Source organism: Micromonospora sp. WMMA1947, from assembly GCF_027497355.1.
Classification (GTDB): Bacteria; Actinomycetota; Actinomycetes; order Mycobacteriales; family Micromonosporaceae; genus Micromonospora.
The window spans coordinates 1,467,903-1,493,832 of the sequence record NZ_CP114909.1; the positions used below are offsets into that span (position 1 = coordinate 1,467,903).

The window sequence follows — 25,930 nt, forward strand, 5'->3', positions numbered from 1 at the left end:
CCCTTCCTCTACCGGAGGCGTTAACAGGGTGCCCTTCCTTTCACCGCCAGCCGACGTCGATGCGGTCGCCCCGCTCGTCGAAGAAGTGCAGCGCGTCCATCCGCACCTGCACTGCGAGCGGGTGCCCGGGCGACACCTGCGGGTACGGCGCCAGCCGTACCGCCAGTTCCGCCGGACGACGGTGGTGGCGGCCCGGGTCGGGCAGCACGCTCGTCCGGTTGCCGCCACCCCCGCCCGGTTCCAGGGCGGGCGCGGAGGACTCCGTCGCGCGCCCGGTGAGCCGCTGCATCACCTGGTTGAACCGGCGCAGGCCGCGCTGGCCCGGTGCGGCCTGCTCGACCGGGGTGCCCATCTCGTCCACGACGATCGCGGTGGCGCCGATGTCGAGGAACGCCAGCGACTCGTGCCCGTGGTGCTCCAGGTAGCGGATCCGCCCGTGCAGCACGTCCCCGGCGGTGTCCGGCGCGACCGGGGTGAGCGCCTCGGCACGCATGCCGACCACGATCCGCTCACCGTGGTAGTGCGCCACCGCCCGGCTGCGGATGTCGTCCCAGGGCAGGTAGAGCGACTGCTCACCGAGGTTCAGCGCGACGTACCGGTCGAGGTGGACGTAGACCGACGCCTCCAGCAGGTTCATCCGGGGACTGCCCAGGAACGCGGCGACGTAGAGCGTCGCCGGCCGGCCGTACACCTGGGTGGGGGTGCCCACGTCCTGGAGGACACCCTTGCGCATGATGGCGACCCGGTCGGCCATGGTCAGCGCCTCGGCCTGGTCGTGGGTCACGTAGATGGTGGTGACGCCCAGTTCGCGGGTGAGGCCGGAGATCTCCGCCCGCAGCTCGGCGCGCAGCCCGCTGTCCAGGTTGGACAGCGGCTCGTCCATCAGGAACAGGCCGGGCCGGCGCACTATCGCCCGGCCCATGGCGACCCGCTGCCGCTGGCCGCCGGAGAGCTGGCTGGGCTTGCGCGCGAGCACGTCGCCGATGCCGAGCGCGCTCGCCACGTCCTGGATCCGCTCGCCGCGCGGGCCCGGCTCGACGCCGCTCAGGCGCAGCGGGAAGCCGATGTTGTCGCCGACTGTCATGTGCGGATAGAGCGCGAAATCCTGGAAGACCATGGCGATCTTCCGGTCGCGTGGCGGCAGGTCGTTCGCCAGCTCACCGCCGAGCATGATGGCGCCGGTGGACGGATCCTCCAGCCCCGCGATCATGCGCAGTACCGTCGACTTCCCGCAGCCCGACGGGCCGAGCAGCACCATGAACTCGCCGTCGTTGACGTCCAGATTGATGGTGTCGACCGCGACCGTTCCGTCCGGGAACACCTTGGTGACATCCTTGAGCGCGACGGTAGCCACCGCCACCTCCCCAGTTTTCTCTCCCAAACCCGGGAATGACTGTGACCAGGATCATCTGATCCGCACATCGGGTAAACGTGCCATGTTCGGCTCGTGACAGTCCTATTAAGCGGTATTCGCCGGGCTCCACGATTAAGTGACCAGCGAGTAGCCGCTTTTACGGCGTTTCGCCGAGGAACACCCGGCGCACCACGCGCTCGGCGGCGTGCCCGTCGTCCAGGGCGCAGAACCGCGACCGGAACGCCGTCCGGGCCCGCTCGGCCGCCTCGTCGTCGACAGCACCGCAACGGAACAGGTCGAGCAGACCGGGGAAGTCCAGCGCGACCGCGCCGGGCGGCTCGGCAAGCAGGTCGAAGTAGACGCCACGAGCCACCCGGTAGGCATCCCAGTCCGGCGCGTAGACCACGATCGGCCGGTCCAGCACCGCGTAGTCGAACATCGCCGAGGAATAGTCGGTGATCAGTACGTCCGCCGCCAGGTAGAGGTCCTCCACCCGGTCGTACGCGCTCACGTCCAGCACCCCGTCCGCAGCCGGTCCCCGGGGATGCCGCTCCCGGTCGTGGAAGTAGTGGCTGCGCATCAGCAGCCGGCCCCGGGGCCCGAGCACGTCGAGCATCCGGTCCGGGTCGAACGGCGGCCGCCACCCGGGCAGGTGCTCGCGGTGCGTCGGCGCGTAGAGGACCACGTACTCGTCGGGTGCGATGCCCAGCGCGGCGCGGACCTGGCCGCGGTCCTCGGCGGTGGCCAGCGCCAGCCGGTCGTTGCGCGGGTAGCCGACCTCCAGCGTGGTGTAGTCCGCCGGGTACGCCCGCTCCCACATCTGCGTGGAGAAGCTGTTCGAGGTGATGCTGTAGTCCCACCGGTCGACCCGGCGCAGCAGCCCGGCGAAGTTCATCCCCATCGCGCCCACCGGGTAGCGCTGCTGATCCAGCCCCATCACCTTCACCGGCGTGCCGTGGTGGGTCTGCACGTGCACCGAGCCCGGCCGCTTGCGCACGAAGTCCGGGAAGTTGACGTTGTTGACGAGCCAGCGGGCACGGGCCAGGACGCGGTGGTACTCGCGGCTGCCGGCCACCACGTACTCGACGCCCGGCGGCAACGCGGCCACCCGGTCCCGGCGGACGATCCACACGCCACGCACCTGCGGCGCCAGCCGGCGGGCCGCCTCGTAGATCGCCGCCGGATTGCACGAGTAGCCCCGGTACCAGTAGGCCGCGTAGACGGCGAGCGTCGGGTCGACCGGCCGGTGCAGCTCCGCCCGGTAGTACTCGCCCAGCGCCAGGTCACGCGCCCGCCGGGCGGTACGCCGCACCACCGGCGTGACCCGTCGCCGGGCCCGCCGCGCGGTCCGCCGGGCCGTCTCCCCCGCCTGGTGCGCCTCCCGCAACGCGCTGAACGTCCGCCAGCGGCCGGCCGCCACCAGCCGATGCTTGAGCCCTTCCGCGCCGGGCGGGACCGGATAGCCCTCGGGCGGCAGGAACCGCACGTAGTCGGCGTGCATCTGGGCGAAGAACGGCGCCCGCAGCTCGGGCGCGATCCGGTCGCCGTTGCCGAGCACCGTGAGGTAGTGCCAGATCATCCGCTCGAAGACCGCCGGCCGCAGCCCGGTCACCTTCCAGCGGTCCATCAGCCCGAACACCCGGTGCCACTGGGCGAAGACCTCGAAGTGCCGGTCCCCCCGGGTCTTCGTGATCGCGCCGGTGCGGCGCTGCCGGTAGTTCAGGCAGATCCGGTCGAGTACGCCGATCCGCTCGGCCGCCATCAGCGCCGGATAGCTGAACGAGACGTCCTCGTACCAGCCCGGCTCGAAGCGCAGCCCGCGTTCGAGCAGGAACTCCCGGCGTACCACCCGGTTCCACGCGGTGTGCAGCAGTTTCAGCGTCTCCGGCCGGTCCCGCAGCGCGAATGTCGTCGCGCCCGGCGGCACCGGGAACACGTCGCGCATCGCGCTGCGGGTGCCGACGTTGTTCCAGTGCGCCCGGACGTGGTCGACGATCAGCACGTCGGGCGCGGTGTCGCGGAGCCGGTCCGCGACGTGCGGCAGGCAGCCGGGCACCAGCCAGTCGTCCCCGTCGACGAACCACACGTACTCGCCGACGGCCCGGTCCAGCCCGATGTTGCGGGCCGGACCGAGCCCGACGTTCTCGGCGAGCCGCACCGGGCGGACCCGGGGGTCGCGCAGCGCGTACTCGGCCAGGATCTCGCCGCTGTCGTCGGGGGAGGCGTCGTCGACACCGATCACCTCGATGTCGCCGAACGGCTGGTCGAGGATCGAGTCGAGGCATTCCCGCAGGTAGCCCTGCACCTTGAAGGCCGGCACGACGAAGCTGATCAAGGTCACCCCGGCCCGCCCTCCGTCAGCCCGGCGAGCGCACACCCCCACGGGCGCGGGCCGGCAGGACCACCCAGGCGAGGACCACGCTCGCGACAAAAACCACGAGAAGGTACGCAGCGAGTGTAGCCAGAGCGATACTCGCATATCCGGCGATCAGCCCGATTGCCAGTAACACCGAACGTGCCGGCCAGCCCAGCGTGGCGGCGTGCAGCGGCGGCGCCGACTGCCGCTTCTCCAGCCGGGCGGTCAGGTCGTAGTGGTGCAGCGTCAGCACCAGCACGTACCCGAAGATCAGCCACGCGGGCGCCCGGCCCGCCACCCCGATCGCGATCGCGAACAGGTACTCGGCGGCCCGCAACGCGGCCGGCACCAGCCAGTCCAGCGACCCGTCGTGCGACGCCCGCGAGCCCTGCGCCGCACCGAGCAGCAGCACCAGCGCGAGCACCGGCACCCAGACCGGCAGATCCCCGCCGCCGTGCACCGCGAGCAGCGCCCACACCAGCGTCCCGGCCGCGCCGAGCGCGCCGAACACCGCCAGCAGCAGCGGCCGTCGTGCGACCGGCAGCGTCCGGGCCAGCAGGCCGTCGTCCCGGTGCAGAGCCGCGTCCACGGTGGCCATCACCGGCACCCGCATCCACCGCGCCCGCAAGGTCCGCAACCCCCCGGTGTACGCGAACGCCAGCGTCCCCCAGACCAGCACCGCGACCAGCGCCACCAGCGGCCCGAACAGCGCGGCGGCGATCGCGATCAGTGCCCACCGCTCACCGATCGGGAACACCACTGTGCGCTTCAGCCAGTACGACACCGAGCCGGTGTCCGCCTGCACCCGCGTCGACGCGGCGTTCAGCTTGCCGCCGATGCCGCCCGCGTCGGCGCTGACCACCTTGGGCCGCCGGGCCGCCTCGTCGTGCAGCGCGCCGTACCAGGTGTCGGTCATGTGCCGCACGGTCTGCAACGTCATCGCGGCCAGCGCCAGCGCCCAGCCGTACCGGAACCCGGCGTGCGTGGCGCCGTAGCCGAGACCGGCGTAGACCACGTACTCCTTGAAGCGGTCGGCCATCGTGTCCAGCCAGCCGCCCCAGGCGCTGAAGTGCCGGGTGTAGCGGGCCAGCTGCCCGTCCACGCAGTCGAGCACGAACCCGAGGTAGAGCAGGACCGCGCCGGCCACCAGCGCGGGCCGTCCCCCGGCGCCGAACAGCACCGCCGCGGCCACCGCGAACGCCACCGAGACCATGGTGACCCCGGTCGGCCCGATCCCGATCCGGGCCGCCGCCTTCGTGACGAACGGGGACCAGGTGCTGACGAAGTACGTGGTGAAGAAGTCGTCCCGCTCCTTCACCGACAGTCTCAACTCGGCGCGGTCCTCGTCCACAGCGGCCACCGCAGCCTCGGCCGCCACCCGCTGCGCCTCGTCGCCGACCCGGTGCGCCACGAGCAGACGTACCCTCTGGGCGAAGATCAGCGTGCCGCGGGCGGCGAGGTCGGCCACGAGCCGGTCCACCGCGTTCCGCGGCCCGCCGTCCGCGGCTCGGCGGGCGGCCTCGGCGAGCGCCGGCAGGTCGGCCGCGCCCACCCGCAGCGCGCCGCCGAACACGCCGCTCGCGTCGGCGGCGTCGACCTCGACCACCTGGCCGCGCTCCTCGCGCACCGTGGCCTGCCCGGGCGCGGGCGGATCGGTGAGCACCAGCGCCACCGTCGGCCCCACCGGGCTGGTCGCGAGGTGCTTGAGTACGGCCGTGTGCGCCACCAGGTCGGCGCCACTGACCAGCACCGGGCCGGTCGCGGCGGCCACCAGGTCGGCCAGCTCGGTCAGGTCGGCGGCGACGCGCACGTCGTCCGCCCCGGCCCGGCGCCACTGCGCCGCCAGCCGTTCGGCGAGCGGTTCGATCGGGCGGCCCGGCTCGGTCGGGCGGCTCGACGGCTCGGTGGAGCGGCCCGCCGCCGGGTCGGCGGCGAGCACGATCGCGAGCGTCACCGCTTCGCCGCGTCGGCGTAGGCGGCCAGCGCCTCGTCGATCGTCCCGTCGACGATCAGCCGTCCGGCATCGAGGTAGAGCCCCCGACGGCAGAACCGGGTGAGGTCCTTGTCGTTGTGTGACACCAGCACCAGCGTGCGCCCTTCCGCGAGAAGTCGCTCGATGGTCGCATAGCACTTCGCGCGGAACTCCGCGTCCCCGACCGCTGTCACTTCGTCCACAAGCAGTACGGGGTGCGGCAGGTGCGCGATCACCGCGAAGCCCAGCCGCACCTTCATCCCCGACGAGTAGTGCCGCACCGACGTGTCGATGGCGCGTTCCACCTGCTCACCGGCGAACGAGACGATCTCGTCGAAGTGTTCCCGCAGGTACGCCGACGACAGCCCGTGCAGCCCGCCCACCAGGTAGAGGTTCTCCCGGCCGGTCAGGTCGCCGGAGAACCCGGCGGACAGTTCGAGCAGCGGCGCCACCCGGCCGTGCACCCGGATCGAGCCCTCGTCCGGGATGAGCACACCGGCGATCAGCCGCAACAGCGTGCTCTTACCGGTGCCGTTGCGGCCCACCACGCCCACCGTCTCGCCCGGCTCGACCCGGAACGACAGGTCGCGCAACGGCCAGAACCGGCCCGCGTCCGGGTCGCGGGCGCCCCGGTGCACGATCAGCTCCCGCAGCCGCAGCTGGCGGCGCCGGTTGCGGACGAACCGGATGCCGAGCCCGTCCGCCTCGATGATCGGGGCCATTCAGAGTTCCTTCAGCACTGCCGGTTCGAGGCGGTGGAACGCCCACCAGCCCAGCGCCAGCACCAGCACGCTGCCGGACACCGTGATCGTGAGCAGCCGGGCGTCCGGGAACTCGTCCGGATACCAGACCGCGTGGTGCAGCTGGAAGATCCCGACCAGCGGGTTCAGCTCGTACCCGATCTTGAGCCAGCCCGGCATGCCCGACTCCCGGACCAGGTCGAGCGGATAGATGATCGGCGTCGCGTAGAACAGCAGCCGGATGACCAGCCGCATGGTGCGCTCGATGTCGCGCATCAGCACATTGCCCGCCGACAGCAGCAGCGCCAGGCCCACCAGCAGCACGAACTGCACCGCCACCGCCAGCGGCAGGGCGAGCAGGCTCCAGCCGGGGCGGATCTTCCCCTGGCTCGCGTAGAGCGCCGCGACGGCGGCCAGGATCGGCAACCCGGCCAGGTACTCGGCAAACCGGCCGGCGACCCGCCCGATCGGGAAGATCGGCCGGGGCAGGTTCATCGTGGTGATCAGCCGGGACTGCCCGGTGAGCGCGTTCGCCGCCTCGGTCAGCGCCGAACTCGCCCACATCCAGGCGAAGATCCCGGTGATCAGAAACAGCGGGTACGACCCGGCCGCCTCGCCAAGGTGCCGCCGGGTGGCGCCGGAATAGAGCACGCCGAAGACGAACCAGTAGATCAGGCCCATGCCGAGCGGCTCGATCAGCGACCAGAAGTAGCCCAGCACCGACTGCTGGTACTTCACCGCGAGATCCCGCCGGACCAGGATGCGCAGCGAGGTGCGGGCGGACCAGAGCGCCGCGACGCCTGACGTCACCGCATGATGGTCGCTTTGTCAGTCGCGCTCCCGGGCCGGGTGCGGGCCGGGATCACCCCAACGAGGTCAGCACTCGATCACGTTGACGGCGAGGCCGCCGCGCGCGGTCTCCTTGTACTTGACCTTCATGTCCGCGCCGGTCTCCCGCATGGTCTTGATGACCTTGTCCAGCGACACGTGGTGCACCCCGTCGCCGCGCAACGCCAGCCGGGCCGCCGTGATCGCCTTGATGCTCGCCACCGCGTTGCGCTCGATGCACGGGATCTGCACCAGGCCGCCCACCGGGTCGCAGGTCAGCCCCAGGTTGTGCTCCATGCCGATCTCGGCGGCGTTCTCCACCTGCTCCGGCGTACCGCCGAGCGCCTCGGCCAGCCCGGCCGCCGCCATCGAGCACGCCGAACCGACCTCGCCCTGGCAGCCCACCTCGGCGCCGGAGATCGACGCGTTCTCCTTGAACAGCACGCCGATCGCGCCCGCCGCCAGCAGGAACCGGACCGCGCCCTCCTCGGAGGCGCCGGGTACGAACCGCGTGTAGTAGTGCAGCACGGCCGGGATGATCCCGGCGGCGCCGTTCGTCGGCGCGGTGACCACCCGCCCGCCGGCCGCGTTCTCCTCGTTGACCGCGAGCGCGAACAACGTCACCCAGTCCATCGCCCGCAGCGGGTCCTGGCTGCCGGTCTCCGCCTCCAGGCTGCGCCGCATCTCCGCCGCGCGCCGCCGGACCTTCAACCCGCCCGGGAGTACGCCGTCGCGGGTGCAGCCGCTCTCCACGCACTCGCGCATCACGCGCCAGATCTCCAGCAGCCCCGCGCGGACGTCCGCCTCGCTGCGCCACGACAGCTCGTTGGCGAGCATCACCTCGCTGATCGACAGGCCGGTCCCGGAGGTGACGGTCAGCAGTTTCGCGCCGGTGAGGAACGGGTGCCGTACGCGGGTGGTGTCGGCCTTGATCCGGTCCGCCCCGGCGGCCGCCTCGTCCACCACGAACCCGCCGCCGACCGAGTAGTACGTGCGCGTCCGCACCTCGTTCCCGGCCGCGTCGTACGCCGCGAACGTCATCCCGTTCGGGTGGTACGGCAGCGAGCGCCGACGGTGCAGCACCAGATCGGCGTCCGGGTCGAAGTCGATCCCCTGGCTGCCGAACAGGTCGAGCCGCCGCTGCGTGCGGATCCGCTCGACGCGCGGCCCCACCGAGTCGGTATCGACGGTCTCCGGGACCTCGCCCTCCAGCCCCAGCAGCACCGCCCGGTCACTGCCGTGCCCGTGGCCGGTCGCGCCGAGCGAGCCGAACAGCTCCGCCCGTACCCGCGCCACGTCGGCGAGCTGTCCGTCGGCCTTCAGGCCCGCCACGAACGTACGGGCGGCCCGCATCGGCCCGACGGTGTGCGAGCTGGACGGCCCGATACCGACGCTGAAAAGATCGAAAACACTGATCATGTGCTGCTTCCTCGCCGTCGTCCCCGTTGTGCGGAGCCGAGCCGGTGCGTGGGTGCCGCGCCCGCCGGGCGGGTGGACGGCCGGCGCCCGGGGTGGGGGCGCCCAACCGGCGAGCCTACCTCGCCCCCGTGAATACCCGCCCCCACTCCACGCCATGCCCGCCCTTGTTGCGCGCGGTCCGCCCCACCCTCCACCGCTCCGTCCGGGCCGGCTTCCGGGGCGGCCACCTCAAGATCGCCCCCACTCTCCCCGTCGATCTTGGAGTTGTGGCACCCGGAATCGACGTCTTTGCGGCATACACGAACTGCCACAACTCCAAGATCGCCGCTCCCAGCCCTGCCGGCTCCCGGCTCCCGGCTCCCGGCTCCCGGCTCCCGGCTCCCGGCTCCCGGCTCCCGGCTCCCGGCTCCCGGCTCCCGGCTCCCGGCTCCCGGCTCCCGGCTCCCGGCGAGATCTTGGTACAAAACGGCCCCCATAGGGGCACTTTCCTACCAAGATCTCCACCAATCCCACTTCGCGGAACGCTTGTCTCATAAGACGGAAGGCGCTCGACGCAGCAGGCAGCCGAACGAGGAGCCCTCGCCCAGCCCACCCCACAACTCCCGCGACGCTTCTATAGGTGGGCCGGTTCCGGGAGGGGTTGGTATCGGTAGGGTTCGACGTCGGTGATCGACGAGTGACTCATGCAAGATCTGGCCACCGCAGAAGGGTGTGCCGTGAAGCGCGACCTGTCCTCGTGGGTTGCCGGCGTCGGCCCGGCCCACCTTGCTGGCCTGATCAGAAGCCTGTCCGCGATTGGTGTCGCGTGACTCATCACAGATGTGCCGCCGGGTGATCGTCTCCCGGGCCGACGCCGTCCGAACGTCGTCCCGTGCAAGGGAGAACCGTCCGTGCCTTCCATCCTGGCAGATCGTCTGGCCGGCCGTGTTGACGCGGTCATCGGTGTGGATACCCATACCGATACGCACACCGCCGCGGTGACCACCCCGGTCGGGACAGTGCTGGCCGAGATCACCGTGCCGGCCACCGCCGACGGCGCCGCTGTTCTGCTGGCCTGGGCCGGGCGGCAGACGACCGGGCTGGGAACGGGCCGGCGGGCCTGGGCCCTGGACGGCGCCCGGTGTCACGGGGTCGGCCTGCTGCGTGTCCTGCGCGCCGCGGGTGAGGACGTCCTGGAAGCACCCAAACCCGCTGCCGGACGCCGTCGGCGAGGCGGCAAGTCCGACGCGTTGGACGCCGTGCACGCCGCTCGCGCGGTGCTGGCCGCCGACCACGTCGCCACGCCCCGCGCCGACGGCGACCGGGAAGCCCTGCGCCTGCTGCACGTCTGCCGCCGCCACTACAGCGACACCCGCACCGCCACCATCAACCTGTTCAAATCGCTGATCCTCACCGCCGACGACGATCTACGCACACAGATGCGCGGACTGAACACCCTGCGGCAGGTCCAACACGCCACCACCCTCACCACCGGCACCGGCAGCGGCACCGGCAGCGGCACCGGCAGCGGCAGCGGCAGCGGCAGCGGCAGCGGCAGCGGCAGCGGACTTGACCGACTGCGCCGCACTCAACTGGCAGCCCTGGCCGAGCAGATCCTGACCCTCGAGAAGCTCCTGAAAGCCAACCTCGCCGAGATCCGCACCCTGGTCGACAAGCTCTGCCCCACCCTGCTCGACCAACCCGGGATCGGCCCCGTCACCGCCGCGATCGCACTGACCGCCTGGTCACACCCCGGCCGGTTCCGCAACGAAGCCGCCTTCGCCTCACTCGCCGGCGCCAGCCCCGTCCCCGCCAACTCCGGACGCACCATCCGCCACCGCCTCAACCGAGGCGGCGACCGCACCCTCAACGCCGCCCTACACACCATCGCGAAAACCCGCCAACGATGCCACCAACCCACCAAGGACTACGTCGAACGCCGCACCACCGAAGGCCGCACCCCAGCCGAAATCACCCGCAGCCTCAAACGCTACATAGCCCGCCAAATCTGGCGCACCCTCGAAACCAACGCTTGACAAACACCTTCACAGATCTTGCATTTACGGCCCTCAACAATGGTGCGAATCGGGCACCACGAGGGCCCCAAGTGCAAGATCGCGGGGGCGGGGGCGGGGGCGGGGGCGGTGCGGGGCGGGGAGCCGGGAAGCCGGGAGCCGCCCGCGGCGGGGCTGGGCGCGGGCGGATCGGGGGTCGGAGCGGGCGGGAAGGGCGCGCAAGCGGGGCGGGAAGCGGCGCGGTGGCGCTCGACGGGCGATCGTGGAGGGCGACCTGAGCGACCGGGCGAGTTCGGCGGGCTGGGGCGACCGGGCGGGGGGCTGCGGGTTGGGTGGGCTGGGTGGGCTGGGGAGCCTCTGCGGACAACCAGGTGGGTGCGTCGGTGGGGATGGTCCGGGGTAAGCACCTACGGGTGCCCGGGTCGCCGATCCTCCTCGGGGCTGAGGGCGCGGCGCGTACCCCTTTCTACCGTGGAATCAGCGCGGCGGATCGCCGCAGAAGTGGGAGACGACGATGAGTCGCAAACTGGTCCGGCCCCGCCAGGGGCGCATGATCGCCGGTGTCTGCGCCGGCCTGGGGCAGCGGTTCGGCATGTCGGCCGGGATGGTCCGGCTGCTGTTCCTGCTGTCGCTGCTGCTGCCCGGCACGCAGGTGATCATCTACCTGATCCTGTGGATCCTGATGCCGAACGAGGACCGCTACCTCGCCACCCGCTGACGCGACACGAGCCGGGACGCCGGCACGCGAACGCGCCCGCCCCGGACGATCGGGGCGGGCGCGCGGCGTCAGGGCACGAAGGTCAGGGCGCGGTGTAGGTGACTGTCACCTTCTCGTACCCGAGGGAGCGCAGCAGCCCTTCGAGCATCTTGCGGGTGTTCTCCTCGGCCCGGGCGGTGAGCCCGCTGTCCCGGGCGGCGGCGGTGATCCGGTCCTCGGCGAGCTTGTAGATCTGCTGCTGCCGGTTGGGATCGCCGGCGACCAGGTCGTTGAGCCGGTTGATCAGGCCCCGCTGCTCGGCGAACACGTAGCTCTTGTCCATGTCCAGGTCGGTCTCGCCGAGCTGCGGCGCGGGCAGCTTGATCTCGGCGGACTTGCCGTCCTCGGAGACCACCACGGCCCCGTCGGCGATCTTCGAGAAGTCGACGTACGCCTCGACCCGGCCCGCCCCGACGAACAGGGTGCGCTCGTTGAGCAGGAAGTCGGGCACGTTGCGCCTGTCGTTCTGCACGTCCACCACCACCTGGAAGTTGCCCTCGGCGGCGACGTAACGGCTCAGGTCACGGATCGACTTGAGTAGCGGCGGCTGGCTGCGGTCGGTCTGCTCCTTGGCGAACGGGTTGCGGAAGTCGGGCAGCAGACCGGTGGCCTGCACGCCGAGCAGCACCACCACCGCGAGCGCCGCCGCGCCGAGCACCCAGAGCAGGCCGCGCGCCGCACCGCCGCCCGACGCCGGGGTGCCCGGACCAAGGTCCGGATCGGGCGAGCCCTCCGCCCGGTCGCGAAGGGACTCGCTGGTGGGGTAGTCCGGGAACTCCCGGGTGGGCTCGTTGATGTCACCGTCGCGGGCCATCGCCCTCACCGTCCTAGTCCGACTCATGTCCTCGTCCGACACATCGACTGACAATGACGGTACGGCCACCGTGCGACAGTCGCGCGCCGAGCGACCCGATCGGGTGAAACCGCAGGTCAGGCGAACGCGGACACGCCCGTCAGCCGCTGGCCGATGACGAGCTGGTGGATCTCGGAGGTGCCCTCGTAGGTGAGCACGCTCTCCAGGTTGTTGGCGTGCCGCATCACCGGGTACTCCCCCGACACGCCGTTGGCGCCGAGGATCGTGCGGCACTGCCGGGCGATGGCGAGCGCCTCGCGGACGTTGTTCAGCTTGCCCACGCTCACCTGGTGGGGCTGCAGCGAGCCGGCGTCGGCGAGGCGGCCCAGGTGCAGCGCGAGCAGCATGCCCTTGTTCCACTCCACCGCCATGTCGGCGAGCTTGGCCTGGGTGAGCTGGAAACCGGCGAGCGGGCGGCCGAACTGGGTGCGCGTGGTCGCGTACTCCAGGGCCGTCTCCAGGCAGTCGCGGGCCGCGCCGAGCGCGCCCCAGACGATGCCGTGCCGGGCCTCGGTCAGGCACCCCAGCGGCGCCTTGAGCCCGATCGCCTCGGGCAGTCGCGCGTCGGCCGGCAGCCGGACGTCGTCTAGCGCGATCTCGCCGGTCACTGACGCGCGCAGCGACATCTTCTGCCGGATCTCGCGCGCCGTCACCCCCGGCGCGTCCATGGGTACGGCGAAGCCGCGCACCCCGTCGTCGGTACGCGCCCAGATCACGCCCACGTCGGCGATCGGCGCGTTGGTGATCCACAGCTTGCTGCCGTTGAGGATCCAGTCGTCGCCGTCGCGGTGGGCCCGGGTCGCCATCGAGGCGGGGTCGGAGCCGTGGTCGGGTTCGGTGAGCCCGAAGCAGCCGATCGCCTCGCCGGCCGCCATGGCGGGCAGCCAGCGCTGCTTCTGCTCCTCGCTGCCGTAGCGCCAGATGGCGTACATGGCCAGCGATCCCTGCACCGAGACCAGGGACCGGACGCCGGAGTCGCCGGCCTCCAGTTCCAGGCAGGCCAGCCCGTACGCGACGGCGGAGGAGCCGGCGCAGCCGTACCCGGTCAGGTGCATGCCGAGCAGGCCGAGCTTGCCGAACTCGCGGGCCAGTTCGCGGGCCGGCACCTGGCCGTCGGAGTACCATCCGGCGACGTGCGGGCGTACCCGGTCGGTCACGAGCCGGCGTACGACGGCGCGGATCTGCCGCTCCTCGTCGCTGAGCGACCCATCGATGTCGAGCAGGTCGAGAGGAGTCATGGCGTCACCTTAACCATGACTCAGAAAGGCGTCACTCGCCCTGGTCACCGAGCACGAGCACCCGCGCGTGGATCTGGTTGCGCTGCTGGAGCGCCGCACGCAGCGCCCGGTGCAGGCCGTCCTCCAGGTAGAGGCCGCCGTTCCACTGGACGACGTGCGGGAAGAGGTCGCCGTAGAAGGTGGAGTCCTCCGCGAGAAGCTTGTCCAGCGCAAGTTCGCGCTTGGTGGTGATGAGCTGGTCAAGCCGCAGCGGGCGCGGCGGAATCTCGGCCCACTGCTTCAGCGTGAGGTTGTGCTCCGGGTAGGGACGCCCGTCCCGGACCGCCCTGAAGATCACGGCGTGCTCTCCTCCCCAGGCCAGGCTGACAATGTGGATGTCAGCCTAACCGCTCAGGTCCACCGTCCCCGCCGCACCACATCCTGCACCGGACGCCGCCCTCGGCGCAGCGACGGTGACCGGTGGTCGACGGCTCGATAACCGACAGTGATGGCGCCGATCGGGTGCAGTTCCGGCGGTACCCCGAACGCCTCCCGGTACGCCCCGATGCGCTGCGGCGGGATGCCGAAGAAGCAGGCGCCCAGCCCTTCGTCGACGGCGGTGAGCAGCATCAGCAGCGCCGCGAAACCGGTGTCCACGTACCAGTAGGGCACCGGCCAGCGGTCCTCGTCGCGGTCCGCCCAGCCCTTGTCCGCCTCGGCGTAGCGGTCCAGGTAGGCGTCGCGGTTGGCGTGCGGCACCACGATCAGCGGCGCCCGGCGCATCCCGGCGAGCCAGCGCTCCCGGCCGCCGCCACCGGGAGTGGTGGCGGCCCAGAACCGTTCCCGGTCCTCGGGTTCCTCCAGCACGAGGAAGCCCCAGCCCTGGGAGAAACCGGCCGACGGGGCCCGGACGGCGTGGTCCAGCAGCCGGTCGACGACCTCCGGCGGAACCGGCCGGTCGGGGTCGTAGTTGCGCACCATCCGGCGGCGCCGGACGACCTCGGCGAACTCCACGCTCAGGCCTCCGGGCGGACGCCCCAGGCGCCCCGCCAGGTCTGCCCCGGCTCCAGCATGATCAGGTCCTTGCCGGAGCGGAACGCGTCGGGCGGGCAGGTCATCGGCTCCACCGCCACCGACCGGCGGTGCCGTTCCCCGCCGAGGGTGTCGCCGGTGAAGACCTGCCACCAGCCGAACTCGCGGTCCGCCCAGATCCGCAGGCCGGACGAGCCGTCCGGCGCGCTCAGCACCGCCGCCGAGCCGCCGTCGGCGTCCCGCTCGACGTCACCGAACGCGGTGTCGAGCACCAGGTCGCCGATCGGGCGCGGGCTGGTGAAGTCGTATTCGGAGCCGGCCACCTCGGCGGCGGCGACCGGCAGCAGGCGGCTGTCCACCAGCACCCGCCGCCGGGCCGGCAGGTGCAGCCGCAGCTCGTCCACGCCGACCTTCGGCAGTTGCAGGTAGGGGTGCACGGAGAAGCCGAACGGCGCGGGCTCGTCGGCGAGGTTCGTCGCCTCGTGCTCGGCCCGCAGGCCGTCCGGGCCGACGCTCCACCGGGCCCGCAGCCGCAGCGCCCACGGGTAGCCGGGGCTCGGCGGCAGGTCGTAGCCGATGGTCACGCTGTCCGCGGACTGCTCGATCGGCTGCCACCGCACCCAGTTGACCAGGCCGTGCAGGGCGTTGTGCCGCTCCGGCTCGGTCAGGTCGAGCTGCAGCGACCGCTCCCCGACCGTGTAGATGCCGTCCCGGATGCGGTTCGGCCAGGGCGCCAGCACCTGGCCGGCCGAGCCGGGGCAGACCTCGTCCTCGGCGTACCCGTCGAGGTGGTCCACGCCGTCGTAGCGGTAGGCCCGCAGCCCGCCGCCCACCTCGACCACGACGGCCTCGTGGCCGTCGGCCGCGATGGTCCACTGTGTACCGGAAGGTGGCTGCACGTCGATCCCCATGTCGGCGACCCTACCGTCAGCGGTCCTCCTCGGCGGGGGTGGTCGAGCGATAGCGCAGCAGCGCCGGGAACGCCACCACCAGCGCCACCGCGAGGACGGCGGCGGCCAGGCCGCCGCCGACCATGGCGAATCCGGTGCCAAAACCGGCAGCCATCGCACCGGCCCGCAGGTCGCCCAGGCGCGGGCCGCCGGCCACCACCACCGTGTTCACGCCCTGGAGACGGCCGCGCATCCGGTCCGGCGCGTAGACGAGCAGCATCGACTGGCGCAGCGTGGCGCTGACCAGGTCGGCGGCACCGGCGACGCCCAGCAGCACCACGGCGACCCACAGCTGACCGGCCAGCCCGGCGAGCGCGATCGCCACACCCCAGCCGACCACCGCCACGGTGAGCGCGAGGCCCTGGCGGCGGACCCGGCCGATCCATCCCGAGGTCAGGCCGCCCAGCATCGCGCCGATGGCGATGGAGCTGTAGAGCCAGCCGACCGCCGAGGCGCCGCCGAAGCGTTCCTGCGCCAGCTCCGGGAACAGCGCCCGCGGCATGGCCAGGATCATCGCGATCAGGTCGATGGCGAAGGAGAGCAGCAGCACCCGCGTGGTGGCCAGGTAGCGGAAGCCGTCGACGATGCTGGCGAACCCGGCCTTGCGGACGCCGCCGTCCGGGTCCGGCGTGGGCGGCATCGCGGGCAGCCGCAGCGTGGCCCAGAGCGCCGCCGTGTACAGCAGCGCGTCCGCCGCGTACGCGATGGGCAGCGCCACCTCGACCTGCCAGGCGGCGAAGATCAGGCCGGCGGCGAGCGGGCCGAAGACGGCGGCGGCGGTGAACGTGGTGAAGTTCAGCGTGGTGGCCGCCGGAACCAGCTCGGCCGGCACGAGCCGGGGCAGGATCGCGCTGCGGGCCGGCGAGGTGATCGCGAAGGCCGTGGACTGGAGGGCGACCAGCAGCAGGAGCAGCAACGGGCTGCGCACACCGGCCAGCGACTGCACCAGCAGCCCGAGCGTGGAGGCCCAGAGCACGCAGCCGCCGACGAGGAGCACGCGGCGGCGGTCCCGGGCGTCTGCGACCGCGCCGCCCCAGAGCCCGAAGACCAGCAGCGGCACGAAGCCGGCGATGCCCAGCAGGCCCACCCAGAGCGAGCCGCCGGTCAGGTCGAACATCTCCACCGGCACCGCCACGGCGGTGAACTGGAAGCCGAACATGGCGATCGCGTTGCCGGTCCACACCCGCCGGTACGCGGGCACCCGCAACGGACGCAGGTCGATCGCCCAGCGGCGCGCTCCCCGCCGCCGTGGTGTTGTGACATCGGTCACGGCGCGAGCCGCTCGACGACGAATACCCCGTTCCCGGTACGCCGGAAGCGCAGCCGGTCGTGCAGCCGGCTGGCCCGGCCCTGCCAGAACTCGACGGTCTCCGGCCGGACCCGGAAACCGCCCCAGTGCGGCGGCGCGGGAATCGGGTCCACGGCGGCGAACCGCTCGGCCGCCGCCCGGTACGCCTCGTCGATCGCGGCCCGGTCCGGCACCACGGTCGACTGGGCGCTGGCCCAGGCGCCCAGCTGCGAGCCGCGCGGCCGGCTTGCGAAGTACGCCTGCGTCTCGGCCCGGTCCACCTGCTCGACCCGGCCGGTCACTGTCACCTGCCGCTGCATCCGGAACCAGGGGAACACCAGGCTGGCCCACGGGTTCCCGGTCACCTCGGCGCCCTTGCGCGAGCCGTGGTTGGTGTAGAAGACGAAGCCCTCCGGGTCGTACCCCTTGAGCAGCACGGTGCGCCCGCTGGGCCGGCCCTGCGCGTCGGCGGTGCCGAGCACCATCGCGTTCGGCTCCGGCAGCGGATGGGCCACCGCGTCGGCGAACCAGCCGGCGAACTGGGTGTGCCAGTCCGGCGCCAGGTCGGTCTCGGTCAGGCCCAGGTCGGCGGCGTACTCGTTACGCATACCGGCCGGGGCGGGTGTGTCGCCTGTCACTGTGGCAGTCCCTCTCCCGGGCGTACCGGCGTCCCCCGACGCTGGCCAGGCCCCGGTACCCAGTCTTCTCCTTCCCGAACGGACGTCCAGCGGCGGGGATGTCGCGTGGCGCACAGTGGCTGTGGGTCGCGCAGCTGGTTACCCACCGGGCAAGATGTTCCGAACCACACCCTGAAGGGTCGCCTGAGCTGCGGGGCTCGATCAGCCCGCCCGGGCGCGCCGAGCCGAAGCCAGGAGACGACATGTCCGATTTCAAACCGGGCCTGGAGGGCGTCGTAGCCTTCGAGACCGAGATCGCCGAACCCGACCGCGCGGGGGGATCACTGCGCTACCGGGGCGTGGACATCGAGGACCTGATCGGCCAGGTCTCGTTCGGCAACGTCTGGGCGCTGCTGGTGGACGGCCGCTTCGGCCCCGGCCTGCCGCCGGCCGAGCCGTTCCCGGTGCCGGTGCACTCCGGTGACATCCGCGTCGACGTGCAGTCCGCGGTCGCCATGCTCGCGCCGTACTGGGGGCTCAACCAGCTTCTCGACATCTCCGACGAGCAGGCCCGCGAGGACCTGGCCCGGGTGTCGGTCACCGCGCTGTCCTTCGTCGCCCAGTCGGCGCGCGGCCTGGGCCTGCCGGCCGTCCCGCAGAAGGAGATCGACAAGGCGGAGACCATCGTCGAGCGGTTCATGAAGCGCTGGCGGGGTGAGCCCGACCCGCGGCACGTCAAGGCCGTCGACGCGTACTTCATCTCGGCCGCCGAGCACGGCCTGAACGCCTCCACCTTCACCGCCCGGATCGTCGCCTCCACCGGCGCGGACGCCGCGGCCTGCATCTCCTCCGGCATCGGCGCGCTCTCCGGCCCGCTGCACGGCGGCGCCCCGTCCCGGGTGCTCAGCATGCTGGAGGCGGTCGAGCGCAGCGGCGACGCCGACGGGTACGTCAAGGGCGTGCTCGACCGGGGCGAGCGCCTGATGGGCTTCGGCCACCGGGTCTACCGGGCCGAGGACCCGCGCGCCCGCGTGCTGCGGCGTACCGCCAAGGAGCTGGGCGCGCCCCGCTTCGAGGTCGCCGAGGCGCTGGAGAAGGCCGCGCTGGCCGAACTGCAGGCCCGCCGCCCGGACCGCGTTCTCGCCACGAACGTCGAGTTCTGGTCGGCGGTGGTGCTGGACTTCGCCGAGGTGCCGGCGCACATGTTCACCTCGATGTTCACCTGCGCCCGGATGGGTGGCTGGTCGGCGCACATCCTGGAGCAGAAGAAGCTCCAGCGGCTGGTCCGGCCGTCGGCCACGTACGTGGGCCACGGCTCGCGCAAGCCGCAGCAGGTCGAGGGCTGGGACGCCATCCCGCACGGCGTCTGACGTCTCGCCCGGAGCCCCGTTCCCCTGCCGGTGGAGCGGGGCTCCGGCACGTCCGGGGCGCCTCGGTCAGCGCCGCCACAGGCCCAAGGTCATGACGCCCATGACCACCGCCCCGGTCAGCGCGATGGCCGGGAGGAGCAACGGCAGAAGGTGCGTGCGGGTGTCCATGGCGTACCGGGACGGGTCGTCCGAGTGGTACCGCAACGGCACCTCGTCGCCGACCCGGGTGCCGGAGTAGACGTCGATCACGGCGACCACCTTTCGGCCGTCGGCGGCGACGAAGGCCACCCGCGCCGAGTCGCCCCTGAACCCTTGCACGACGCCGGTGGCGGTGTGCTCCGCCCGGAGCAGGCGCGCCTCCTGGTCCGTCTTGTCGATGGCGAGCGCCAGGAAGACCACCGCGGCCACGGCGCCGAACGCCAGCGCCAGCCACTCCCCGAACGGGCGGCGGTGTCTTCGGCTCATCCGTCACCTCCGCAACTCATGATCGCGGACGCGGTCAACCCGCCGTCGCCGCCCGTGTGGCGGACGCCTCACCGACCGGGGTGGGACAGCCCGCCGGACGTGCCCGGACAGGTGCGAGGATGGCCGTGGCAGTGTCGCCGGAACGGGCTCGGACGCCCGCCGCCACGCGGCAGCACATCGTCCGCGCCCTGCCAGCTCACCTCTCGCCCATGCGGAAGGATCTTCAAGACCGTGGCTGACGCACCGACCATCCGGATTCCCGACGAGATCAGGCCCGCCGACGGACGATTCGGCTGCGGCCCGTCCAAGGTCCGTCCGGCCGCGGTCTCCGCCCTCGCCGACGTCGCCACCAGCTACCTGGGCACGTCGCACCGGCAGAAGACGGTCCGCGACGAGGTGGCGCGGCTGCGCCGCGGCCTGGCCGAGTTCTTCTCCCTGCCCGAGGGCTACGAGGTGGTGCTCGGCAACGGCGGCACCACCGCGTTCTGGGAGGTCGCCACGTTCGGCCTGATCCGCGACCGGGCCCAGTTCGCCAGCTTCGGCGAGTTCGGCGCCAAGTTCGCCAAGTCCGTCTCCGACGCGCCGTTCCTCGGTGAGCCGACGGTACGCAAGTCCGACGCGGGCAGCGCCCCGGCGCTGGTGGCCGAGGCCGGCGTGGACGTCTACGCCACCCCGCACAACGAGACCTCCACCGGCGTCGCGGTGCCGATCAGCCGGGTCGCGGGCGCCGACGAGGGCTCGCTGCTGCTCGTCGACGCCACCTCCGGCGCGGGCGGGCTGGACGTGGACGTCGCCCAGACCGACGTCTACTACTTCGCCCCGCAGAAGTGCTTCGGCTCCGACGGCGGGCTCTGGCTGGCCCTGATGTCGCCGGCCGCGCTGGCCCGGGCCACCGAGGTCAAGGAGTCGGGCCGCTACATCCCGGCCTTCCTCGACCTGGTCACCGCGATCGACAACTCGCGGCTGGAGCAGACGTACAACACCCCGGCGCTGGCGACCATCTTCCTGGCCGCCGAGCAGACCGACTGGATGAACTCCCAGGGCGGGCTGGCCTGGGCGGCCAAGCGCACCGCCGAGAGCGCCGGCATCGTGTACGGCTGGGCCGAGCGCTCCTCGTTCGCCACGCCGTTCGTGTCGGACCCGGCGCTGCGGTCCAACGTGGTCGCCACCATCGACTTCGCCGACGGGGTGGACGCCACGGCGATCGCCAAGGCGCTGCGCGCCAACGGCATCGTCGACACCGAGCCGTACCGCAAGCTGGGCCGCAACCAGCTGCGGGTGGCGCTGTTCCCGGCCGTCGAGCCGGCCGACGTCGAGGCGCTGACCGCGTCCATCGACTACGTGGTCGAGCGACTCTGATCACTTGGTAACGGTGCGTGGCCGTCGGGGCTCCGGCGGCCACCCACCGTGATCGTTACCGCAGCTCAGTCACGACATGCCGGGGTGTCGCAGTCCCCATCGGCGGGTAGATGAGCGTACGGTGGTGCGAGACGCCCGGGTGGCCGGCTCCCGTGGCGTGACGGCCAGCGAAGCGGGACGGAGGCAAGCCCATGCGCCCAGTACGCTTCGTCGCCCTCTCCGAGGACGGCCAGGCCCTGGTGCTCGCCGACGAGGTGGGGCGCCTGCTGGCGCTGCCCATCGACGAGCGGATCGCGTCGGCGCTGCACGCCGAGCCGGGCGCCCCGCCGCTCGCGGTGGTGCCGAGCGCCACCGACCCGACGCCGTCGCTGTCCCCACGGGACATCCAGGCCCGGATCCGATCCGGCGAGTCCGCGGAGGACGTCGCCCGCATCGCCGGCGTGCCGGTCGACCGGGTGCTGCGCTACGCCGGCCCGGTGCTCCAGGAGCGGGCCATGCTCGCCCAGCACGCCCGCCGCACCCGGCTCAAGGGCGCGGAGAAGCCGACCCCGCTGGCCGAGGTCGTGAACGGCCGGCTGGCCCAGCACGGCATCGACACCGAGAAGATCTCGTGGGACGCCTACCGCCGCGACGACGGCACCTGGCGGATCATCGCGACCTGGCCGTCCGGCAAGGCCACCGCGCAGGCCGTGTGGGACCTCGACAAGACCCGGCAGCACGTCGCCCCGCACGACGACATGGCGCAATACCTGTGCGCCGAGCGGCCCACGCCGATCCTCGGCCAGGAGCCGGCGCCGGAGCGGGGCGGTCACGCGCTGCCCGGTCCGTCGCGTGGCGAGCCGAGCCGGGGTGGGCACGGCCTGCCGGCCGCCTCCGACCACGCCCGTCCGGGGCGTGACCCGATCCGCGCCGGCCGGGACGCGCTGCTCGCCTCGCTGGACCGGCCGCTCGGCGGCACGTCCGGGCGTGGTCTCGACACCCGCTCCCCGGCCGCGCTGGCCGGGTCGGATGCGCCTCGTCAGCGGGCCGTCGCCGGTGGTGCCGCCGCGCTGCTCGGTGGTGGGCAGGGTTCGGCCTTCGACGACGACTCGGACGCGCCGAAGGAGATCCCGGCCGTACCCTCGCTTGCCGTGCTGCGGCCCCGCCGCACCGGCCCGGCGGCGGCGACCGGCGGTGCGGCCGCCGAGTCCACCGACGCCGCCGGCAAGCCGCGCAAGCGGCTGCCGAGCTGGGACGACGTGCTGTTCGGCACCGGCCCGGCGGCCCGCGAATCCTCCTGATCGCAAGCTCCACCCTGGCCCGTTGAGAGGGCACTCGAAGTGCCGGCGTGCCAGGGTGGAGTCATGGAGTACACGAACCTGGGACGCACCGGTCTGTCCGTGAGCCGACTCTGCCTCGGCACGATGAACTTCGGTCCGCAGACCGACGAGCCGGACAGCTTCGCCATCATGGACCGGGCGCTCGAACACGGGATCAACTTCTTCGACACCGCGAACGTCTACGGCTGGAAGCTCGGTGAGGGCGTCACCGAGCACATCGTCGGCCGCTGGTTCGCGCAGGGCGGCGGGCGCCGCGACAAGGTCGTCCTCGCCACCAAGGTGTACGGCAAGATGGGCGAGTGGCCCAACGAACAGGGCCTGAGCGCCCGGCACATCATCCGGGCCTGTGAGGACTCGCTGCGCCGCCTCCAGACCGACACGATCGACCTCTACCAGATGCACCACATCTCCCGGAGCACGCCGTGGGAGGAGATCTGGCAGGCGATGGAGACGCTCGTCGCGCAGGGCAAGGTGATCTACGTCGGCTCGTCCAACTTCGCCGGCTGGCACATCGCGCAGGCGCAGGCCGCGGCCGGTAAGCGCAACTTCCTCGGCCTCGTCTCCGAGCAGTGCATCTACAACCTGCTGACCCGGTACGTCGAGCTGGAGGTCGTACCGGCCGCGCAGCACTACGGGCTGGGCATCATCCCCTGGTCGCCGCTGCACGGCGGGCTGCTCTCCGGCATCATCCGCAAGATGGCCGACGGCAGCGCGGCGCGCGGCACCACCGGCCGCTCGGCGGACGCGCTGGCCGAGCACCGGAACACCATCGAGGCGTACGAGAAGCTCTGCGCGGACCTGGGCCACGACCCGGCGGATGTGGCGCTGGCGTGGCTGCTGTCCCGGCCGGGGGTGACCGCGCCGATCGTCGGTCCGCGCACCATGGACCAGCTCGACCGCAACCTGGGCGCCCTCGACGTCCAGTTGGACGAGGCCACGCTCACGCGCCTCGACGAGCTGTTCCCGCCGGTCGGCAACGGCGGTCCGGGCCCGGAGGCCTGGGCCTGGTGAAAGGAGGGGCCCCTTCTTAACGCCTCCGGTAGAGGAGGGGCCCCTTCTTAACGCCGCGCCGCCCACCCCCCGCAAGCGGCCAGGCGGCGACGCGGGTGTGGCGCGGGGTTCGGCCCAGGTGGCTGCGGATCAGGCGCAGCTCGGTGGCGGACCACTGCGGCCCGGCGTAGTCGTGCAGCGTGTGCAGGTCCGAGCGGATGTCGGCCTCGGGCACCCGGTCGCCGGGGCGAGCGATGGTCAGGTGTGCCCGGAACGGCTTGTCGTCGCAGGGCAGCCCGGCCTCGCCCAGCCCGTCGCGGATCGACAGGGCGAGCGCGTCGAGCGCCTCGACCTCGCCGCGTACGTCGACCCAGAGCACAGTGGATCGGCCCTGGCCGAAGCAGCCTCCGCCCGCGAGGCGCAGCAGTGGCGAGCGTGCCGTCCGGGCGGCCGAGGCGAGCGCGTACTCCACATCGGTCAGCCGGTCGTCCGGCACCTCGCCGAGGAACGCGAGCGTGAGATGCAGGTCGGCCGGGTCGGCGAGCCGGGCGTGGCGAGCGGACGCGACCCGCAGGCCCTTGATGCGGGCGGTCAGGTCCGCGACCGCCACCGCGGGCGGGTAGATCGCCGCGAAGAGACGCACCCGGTCAGCGGTGCCGCTGGTGGTGCGCGGCGCGGGCGGCCGGCAGGGTCAGCCCGGCGGCGTGCAGCAGCCCTTCGACGCGTACCCGTTCGATCTCCCGGTCGACGCCGTCCAGCTCGGTCAGGTGCTCGGCGATGCCGAGCGCGTGGCAGGCGGCGCGCAGCCGTTCGTCGTACGCCTCGATGACCGCGCCGTGCCACACCACGCTGCGGTCGGCGGCGGCGAGCCGGTGGCCGCCGAGCCGGCGCAGGTCGGTGGCGAGCTGTTCCAGCGGACGGCGGCCGTCCCGGTCGAACTCGGTGAGGTCGATGTCGCGGGTCAGCGCCTCGGCCTCGATGGCCCGGTCGAGCCGCGCGATGGTACGGCGTTCCCGTCGCTGCTCCCGCCACTCGGCCCATCCGCAGGCGACCCGATCGATGATCTCGTCGGCGCAGAACAGCAGCGCGAACAGGGCAGGCAGGCAGCAGACGGCGAGGATCGCCAGCGCCAGCAGCAGTCCCTGCCCCACTTCCACACATCGACGCTAAGCCCTGCCGCACCGGCCCGCCACCCGTTTGGGTAATCGGGCCGGTACGACCGGCCATCGAGGGCTACTTCGCCCCGGGCGACACCACGTAGAAGCGGGGCATGGGCAGCACCCGCATGCGCAGCCGGGCGCCGGAGCGGCGCAGCTGCCAGGTGAGCGCGAGCAGCGCGGCGGTCAGCGAGATCAGACCGCCGGCCCAGATGCTCGCGCCCGCGCCGTACTTCTCGGCGACCCAGCCGATCAGCGGCGCGCCGACCGGGTTGGTGCCCAGGAACACCAGCACCCACAGCGCCATCACCCGTCCCCGGAAGGAGGCGTCGACGCCGAGCTGCACGCGCTGGTTGGCGGCCTGGGCGAAGTAGATCATGAAGAACCCGGCGGGCAGCAGCAGCGCCACCACCGCCCAGTAGGCCGGGGCGAGCCCGACCAGCGTGCCGAATACCGCGCAGCCGATCGCGGCGCCGAGCACGAGCCAGACCGAGGGTCGGCTGCGCCGTCCGGTGCCGGCCAGCGCCCCGACCAGCGCGCCGGCCGCGAGGGCGGTGCTGAACAGGCCGAACGAGGCGGCGCCGGTGTTGAACACGGTCTTCGCGAGCGCGGCGAGGGTGAGCTGGAAGTTGAACAGGCTCATCCCGATCACCGACATGAGGACCATCGGCAGCAGGATGTCGGGGCGGCGTGCCACGTACCGGAGGCCGTCGACCACCCGGGCCTGGTCCCGCTCACCGACCGGCGGCAGGTCGTTGCGGTGCAGCTCCTCGGTACGCATCCGGACCACGTTCACCAGCGGGGCGATCGAGCTGAGCGCGGTGACCAGGAAGACCGGGCCGACGTCGACGACGGCGATGGCCAGACCGGCGACGGCGGGACCGACGATCCGGGCGGAGTTGAACACGGCCGCGTTGAGCGAGAGCGCGTTCGGCAGCAGCGGCATGCCGACCAGTTCGGAGACGAACGCCTGGCGGACCGGCGTCTCGACCGCGTTGGAGACGCCGAGCAGGGCGGCGAACGTGAAGACGTGCCAGAGCTGCACCAGGCCGGTGAGGACCAGGATGCTCATGGCCAGCGCGAGCACGGTCCAGAACGCGTTGGCGACGAAGAGCAGCATCCGCTTGTCGTAGCGGTCGGCGAGCCGGCCGGACAGCAGCGTGAGCAGGAGTACGGGCGTGAACTGCAACGCGGTGACCACGCCGAGCGCGGTCGCGGAGTTGTCGCTGAGCTCGAGGACGAGCCAGTCCTGGGCGATGAACATCATCCAGACGCCGATCAGTTTGATCAGCTGTCCGGTGGCGAAGAGCCGGTAGTTACGGACTCGTAGGGACTGGAACATCGTGCTCAGCTTGGCCTGCACTCTAGGTGCGCCTCCTTGCGTCGGTACGCTTCATCCACAGCTGACGAAGCGAACCGCGGGCGGCGGTGTCAGGCGCGAGCGATGCCCTGGAGGATCTCCGCGGCACGCCGTAGCGTTTCGCGTTCGTCCTCGGTCAGCGCGGCCAGCCGGGTGGCCAGCCACTCGTTGCGGGCCCGCTCGAACTGGTCGAGTACGGCCCGTCCCCCTTCGGTCGCCGCCAGGATGACCTGCCGTCCGTCGGTCGGATGGGGGGTGCGCTGCACGAGGCCGCGCTCCTCCAACTTCGCGACGATCTTCGTCATCGTGGGCGGCTGCACCCGTTCGACATCAGCCAGTTCCCGTGGCGTGAGGGCGCCCGCCAGATTGAGGCTGGTGAGCGCCGACAGCTGGGTGACCGTGAGGTCGCCGACCGGCCGGGCCTGTCGGACCCGCCGGTTGAGCCGGGTGATCGCATCTCGCAGCTGAGGAGCCAGCTGCGCCGGTGGCACGCGTCTCGCCGTCACCGTCCGCTCCGTCACACTAGTTAGCTT

At 72.3% G+C, this 25,930-nt stretch carries 24 protein-coding genes; 6 read left to right on the plus strand and 18 right to left on the minus strand.

Going from position 1 to position 25,930, the window contains the following annotated elements; genetic code table 11:
- Positions 1-40: 40 nt before the first annotated feature.
- The 6 genes from O7604_RS07020 to O7604_RS07045 form a co-directional block, all read right to left on the minus strand.
- Positions 41-1,354 carry an ABC transporter ATP-binding protein gene (locus O7604_RS07020; protein WP_269702663.1) on the minus strand — a complete coding sequence of 438 codons (1,314 nt, stop codon included), beginning with the start codon at positions 1,352-1,354 and terminating at the stop codon, positions 41-43.
- 157 nt (positions 1,355-1,511) lie between these two features.
- Entirely contained in the window at positions 1,512-3,695 is a 2,184-nt protein-coding gene (locus tag O7604_RS07025) for a bifunctional glycosyltransferase family 2 protein/CDP-glycerol:glycerophosphate glycerophosphotransferase (RefSeq protein ID WP_269702664.1), read from the minus strand.
- Between the two features lie 16 nt (positions 3,696-3,711).
- Positions 3,712-5,577 (minus strand): DUF5941 domain-containing protein, encoded by a 1,866-nt coding sequence (locus O7604_RS07030; RefSeq protein WP_281579927.1) that lies wholly within the window; start codon positions 5,575-5,577, stop codon positions 3,712-3,714.
- 83 nt (positions 5,578-5,660) lie between these two features.
- The gene (locus O7604_RS07035; RefSeq protein WP_013283732.1) at positions 5,661-6,404 is read right to left on the minus strand and encodes an ABC transporter ATP-binding protein; all 744 of its coding nucleotides are present in this window, start codon (positions 6,402-6,404) and stop codon (positions 5,661-5,663) included.
- On the minus strand, positions 6,405-7,232 hold the full coding sequence (locus O7604_RS07040) for an ABC transporter permease (RefSeq protein WP_047893864.1): 828 nt from the start codon (positions 7,230-7,232) through the stop codon (positions 6,405-6,407).
- 66 nt (positions 7,233-7,298) lie between these two features.
- Positions 7,299-8,669 carry an L-serine ammonia-lyase gene (locus tag O7604_RS07045; RefSeq protein WP_281579189.1) on the minus strand — a complete coding sequence of 457 codons (1,371 nt, stop codon included), beginning with the start codon at positions 8,667-8,669 and terminating at the stop codon, positions 7,299-7,301.
- 890 nt (positions 8,670-9,559) lie between these two features.
- Between O7604_RS07045 and O7604_RS07050 the strand changes: the two genes are divergently transcribed.
- Both O7604_RS07050 and O7604_RS07055 read left to right on the plus strand, forming a co-directional pair.
- Complete coding sequence (locus O7604_RS07050; protein WP_281578051.1) at positions 9,560-10,684, plus strand: IS110 family transposase; 1,125 nt, start codon at positions 9,560-9,562, stop codon at positions 10,682-10,684.
- 493 nt (positions 10,685-11,177) lie between these two features.
- Positions 11,178-11,381, plus strand: coding sequence for a PspC domain-containing protein (locus O7604_RS07055; protein ID WP_013473752.1), 204 nt, complete (start codon positions 11,178-11,180; stop codon positions 11,379-11,381).
- Positions 11,382-11,463: 82 nt separating this feature from the next.
- Here the strand turns inward: O7604_RS07055 and O7604_RS07060 are convergent, their stop codons facing one another.
- The 7 genes from O7604_RS07060 to pdxH all read right to left on the minus strand — a co-directional run bounded on the left by O7604_RS07060 (position 11,464) and on the right by pdxH (position 17,368).
- Complete coding sequence (locus tag O7604_RS07060) at positions 11,464-12,234, minus strand: DUF4230 domain-containing protein (protein ID WP_269702670.1); 771 nt, start codon at positions 12,232-12,234, stop codon at positions 11,464-11,466.
- A gap of 116 nt (positions 12,235-12,350) precedes the next feature.
- On the minus strand, positions 12,351-13,511 hold the full coding sequence (locus tag O7604_RS07065) for an acyl-CoA dehydrogenase family protein (protein ID WP_281579190.1): 1,161 nt from the start codon (positions 13,509-13,511) through the stop codon (positions 12,351-12,353).
- A 31-nt stretch (positions 13,512-13,542) separates the two neighbouring features.
- The gene (locus tag O7604_RS07070) at positions 13,543-13,848 is read right to left on the minus strand and encodes a type II toxin-antitoxin system VapB family antitoxin (RefSeq protein WP_013283726.1); all 306 of its coding nucleotides are present in this window, start codon (positions 13,846-13,848) and stop codon (positions 13,543-13,545) included.
- Between the two features lie 53 nt (positions 13,849-13,901).
- Positions 13,902-14,504, minus strand: a complete 603-nt coding sequence (locus O7604_RS07075) for a nitroreductase family protein (RefSeq protein WP_281579191.1) — start codon at positions 14,502-14,504, stop codon at positions 13,902-13,904.
- 2 nt (positions 14,505-14,506) lie between these two features.
- Positions 14,507-15,433, minus strand: coding sequence for an aldose 1-epimerase family protein (locus O7604_RS07080; protein ID WP_281579192.1), 927 nt, complete (start codon positions 15,431-15,433; stop codon positions 14,507-14,509).
- Positions 15,434-15,449: 16 nt separating this feature from the next.
- Positions 15,450-16,742, minus strand: a complete 1,293-nt coding sequence (locus O7604_RS07085; protein WP_269702676.1) for an MFS transporter — start codon at positions 16,740-16,742, stop codon at positions 15,450-15,452.
- On the minus strand, positions 16,739-17,368 hold the full coding sequence (gene pdxH, locus O7604_RS07090; RefSeq protein WP_281579928.1) for a pyridoxamine 5'-phosphate oxidase: 630 nt from the start codon (positions 17,366-17,368) through the stop codon (positions 16,739-16,741). Before pdxH ends, O7604_RS07085 begins: the two co-directional genes overlap by 4 nt.
- A gap of 272 nt (positions 17,369-17,640) precedes the next feature.
- On the opposite strand from pdxH, the gene O7604_RS07095 reads away from it, so the two are divergent.
- A complete protein-coding gene (locus O7604_RS07095) occupies positions 17,641-18,747 on the plus strand; it encodes a citrate synthase 2 (protein ID WP_210892938.1) in 1,107 nt (368 codons plus the stop codon).
- A 66-nt stretch (positions 18,748-18,813) separates the two neighbouring features.
- Here O7604_RS07095 and O7604_RS07100 read toward each other — a convergent pair whose 3' ends face one another.
- On the minus strand, positions 18,814-19,212 hold the full coding sequence (locus O7604_RS07100; protein ID WP_281579193.1) for a DUF3592 domain-containing protein: 399 nt from the start codon (positions 19,210-19,212) through the stop codon (positions 18,814-18,816).
- Between the two features lie 231 nt (positions 19,213-19,443).
- Here O7604_RS07100 and serC point away from each other — a divergent pair, with 231 nt between their 5' ends.
- From serC to O7604_RS07115, 3 genes are all read left to right on the plus strand, one after another.
- Positions 19,444-20,571, plus strand: coding sequence for a phosphoserine transaminase (gene serC / locus O7604_RS07105; RefSeq protein ID WP_281579194.1), 1,128 nt, complete (start codon positions 19,444-19,446; stop codon positions 20,569-20,571).
- A gap of 191 nt (positions 20,572-20,762) precedes the next feature.
- Positions 20,763-21,851 (plus strand): septation protein SepH, encoded by a 1,089-nt coding sequence (sepH, locus tag O7604_RS07110; RefSeq protein WP_281579195.1) that lies wholly within the window; start codon positions 20,763-20,765, stop codon positions 21,849-21,851.
- A gap of 63 nt (positions 21,852-21,914) precedes the next feature.
- Positions 21,915-22,901 carry an aldo/keto reductase gene (locus O7604_RS07115; RefSeq protein ID WP_281579196.1) on the plus strand — a complete coding sequence of 329 codons (987 nt, stop codon included), beginning with the start codon at positions 21,915-21,917 and terminating at the stop codon, positions 22,899-22,901.
- A gap of 16 nt (positions 22,902-22,917) precedes the next feature.
- On the opposite strand, the gene thpR is transcribed toward O7604_RS07115, so the two are convergent.
- The 4 genes from thpR to O7604_RS07135 all read right to left on the minus strand — a co-directional run bounded on the left by thpR (position 22,918) and on the right by O7604_RS07135 (position 25,918).
- Positions 22,918-23,523, minus strand: a complete 606-nt coding sequence (gene thpR / locus O7604_RS07120) for an RNA 2',3'-cyclic phosphodiesterase (protein WP_281579197.1) — start codon at positions 23,521-23,523, stop codon at positions 22,918-22,920.
- Positions 23,524-23,527: 4 nt separating this feature from the next.
- Positions 23,528-24,037 carry a hypothetical protein gene (locus O7604_RS07125; RefSeq protein WP_269702685.1) on the minus strand — a complete coding sequence of 170 codons (510 nt, stop codon included), beginning with the start codon at positions 24,035-24,037 and terminating at the stop codon, positions 23,528-23,530.
- Positions 24,038-24,113: 76 nt separating this feature from the next.
- Positions 24,114-25,400 carry an MFS transporter gene (locus tag O7604_RS07130; protein ID WP_269702686.1) on the minus strand — a complete coding sequence of 429 codons (1,287 nt, stop codon included), beginning with the start codon at positions 25,398-25,400 and terminating at the stop codon, positions 24,114-24,116.
- Positions 25,401-25,468: 68 nt separating this feature from the next.
- Entirely contained in the window at positions 25,469-25,918 is a 450-nt protein-coding gene (locus tag O7604_RS07135; protein WP_269702687.1) for a MarR family transcriptional regulator, read from the minus strand.
- Positions 25,919-25,930 lie beyond the last annotated feature (12 nt).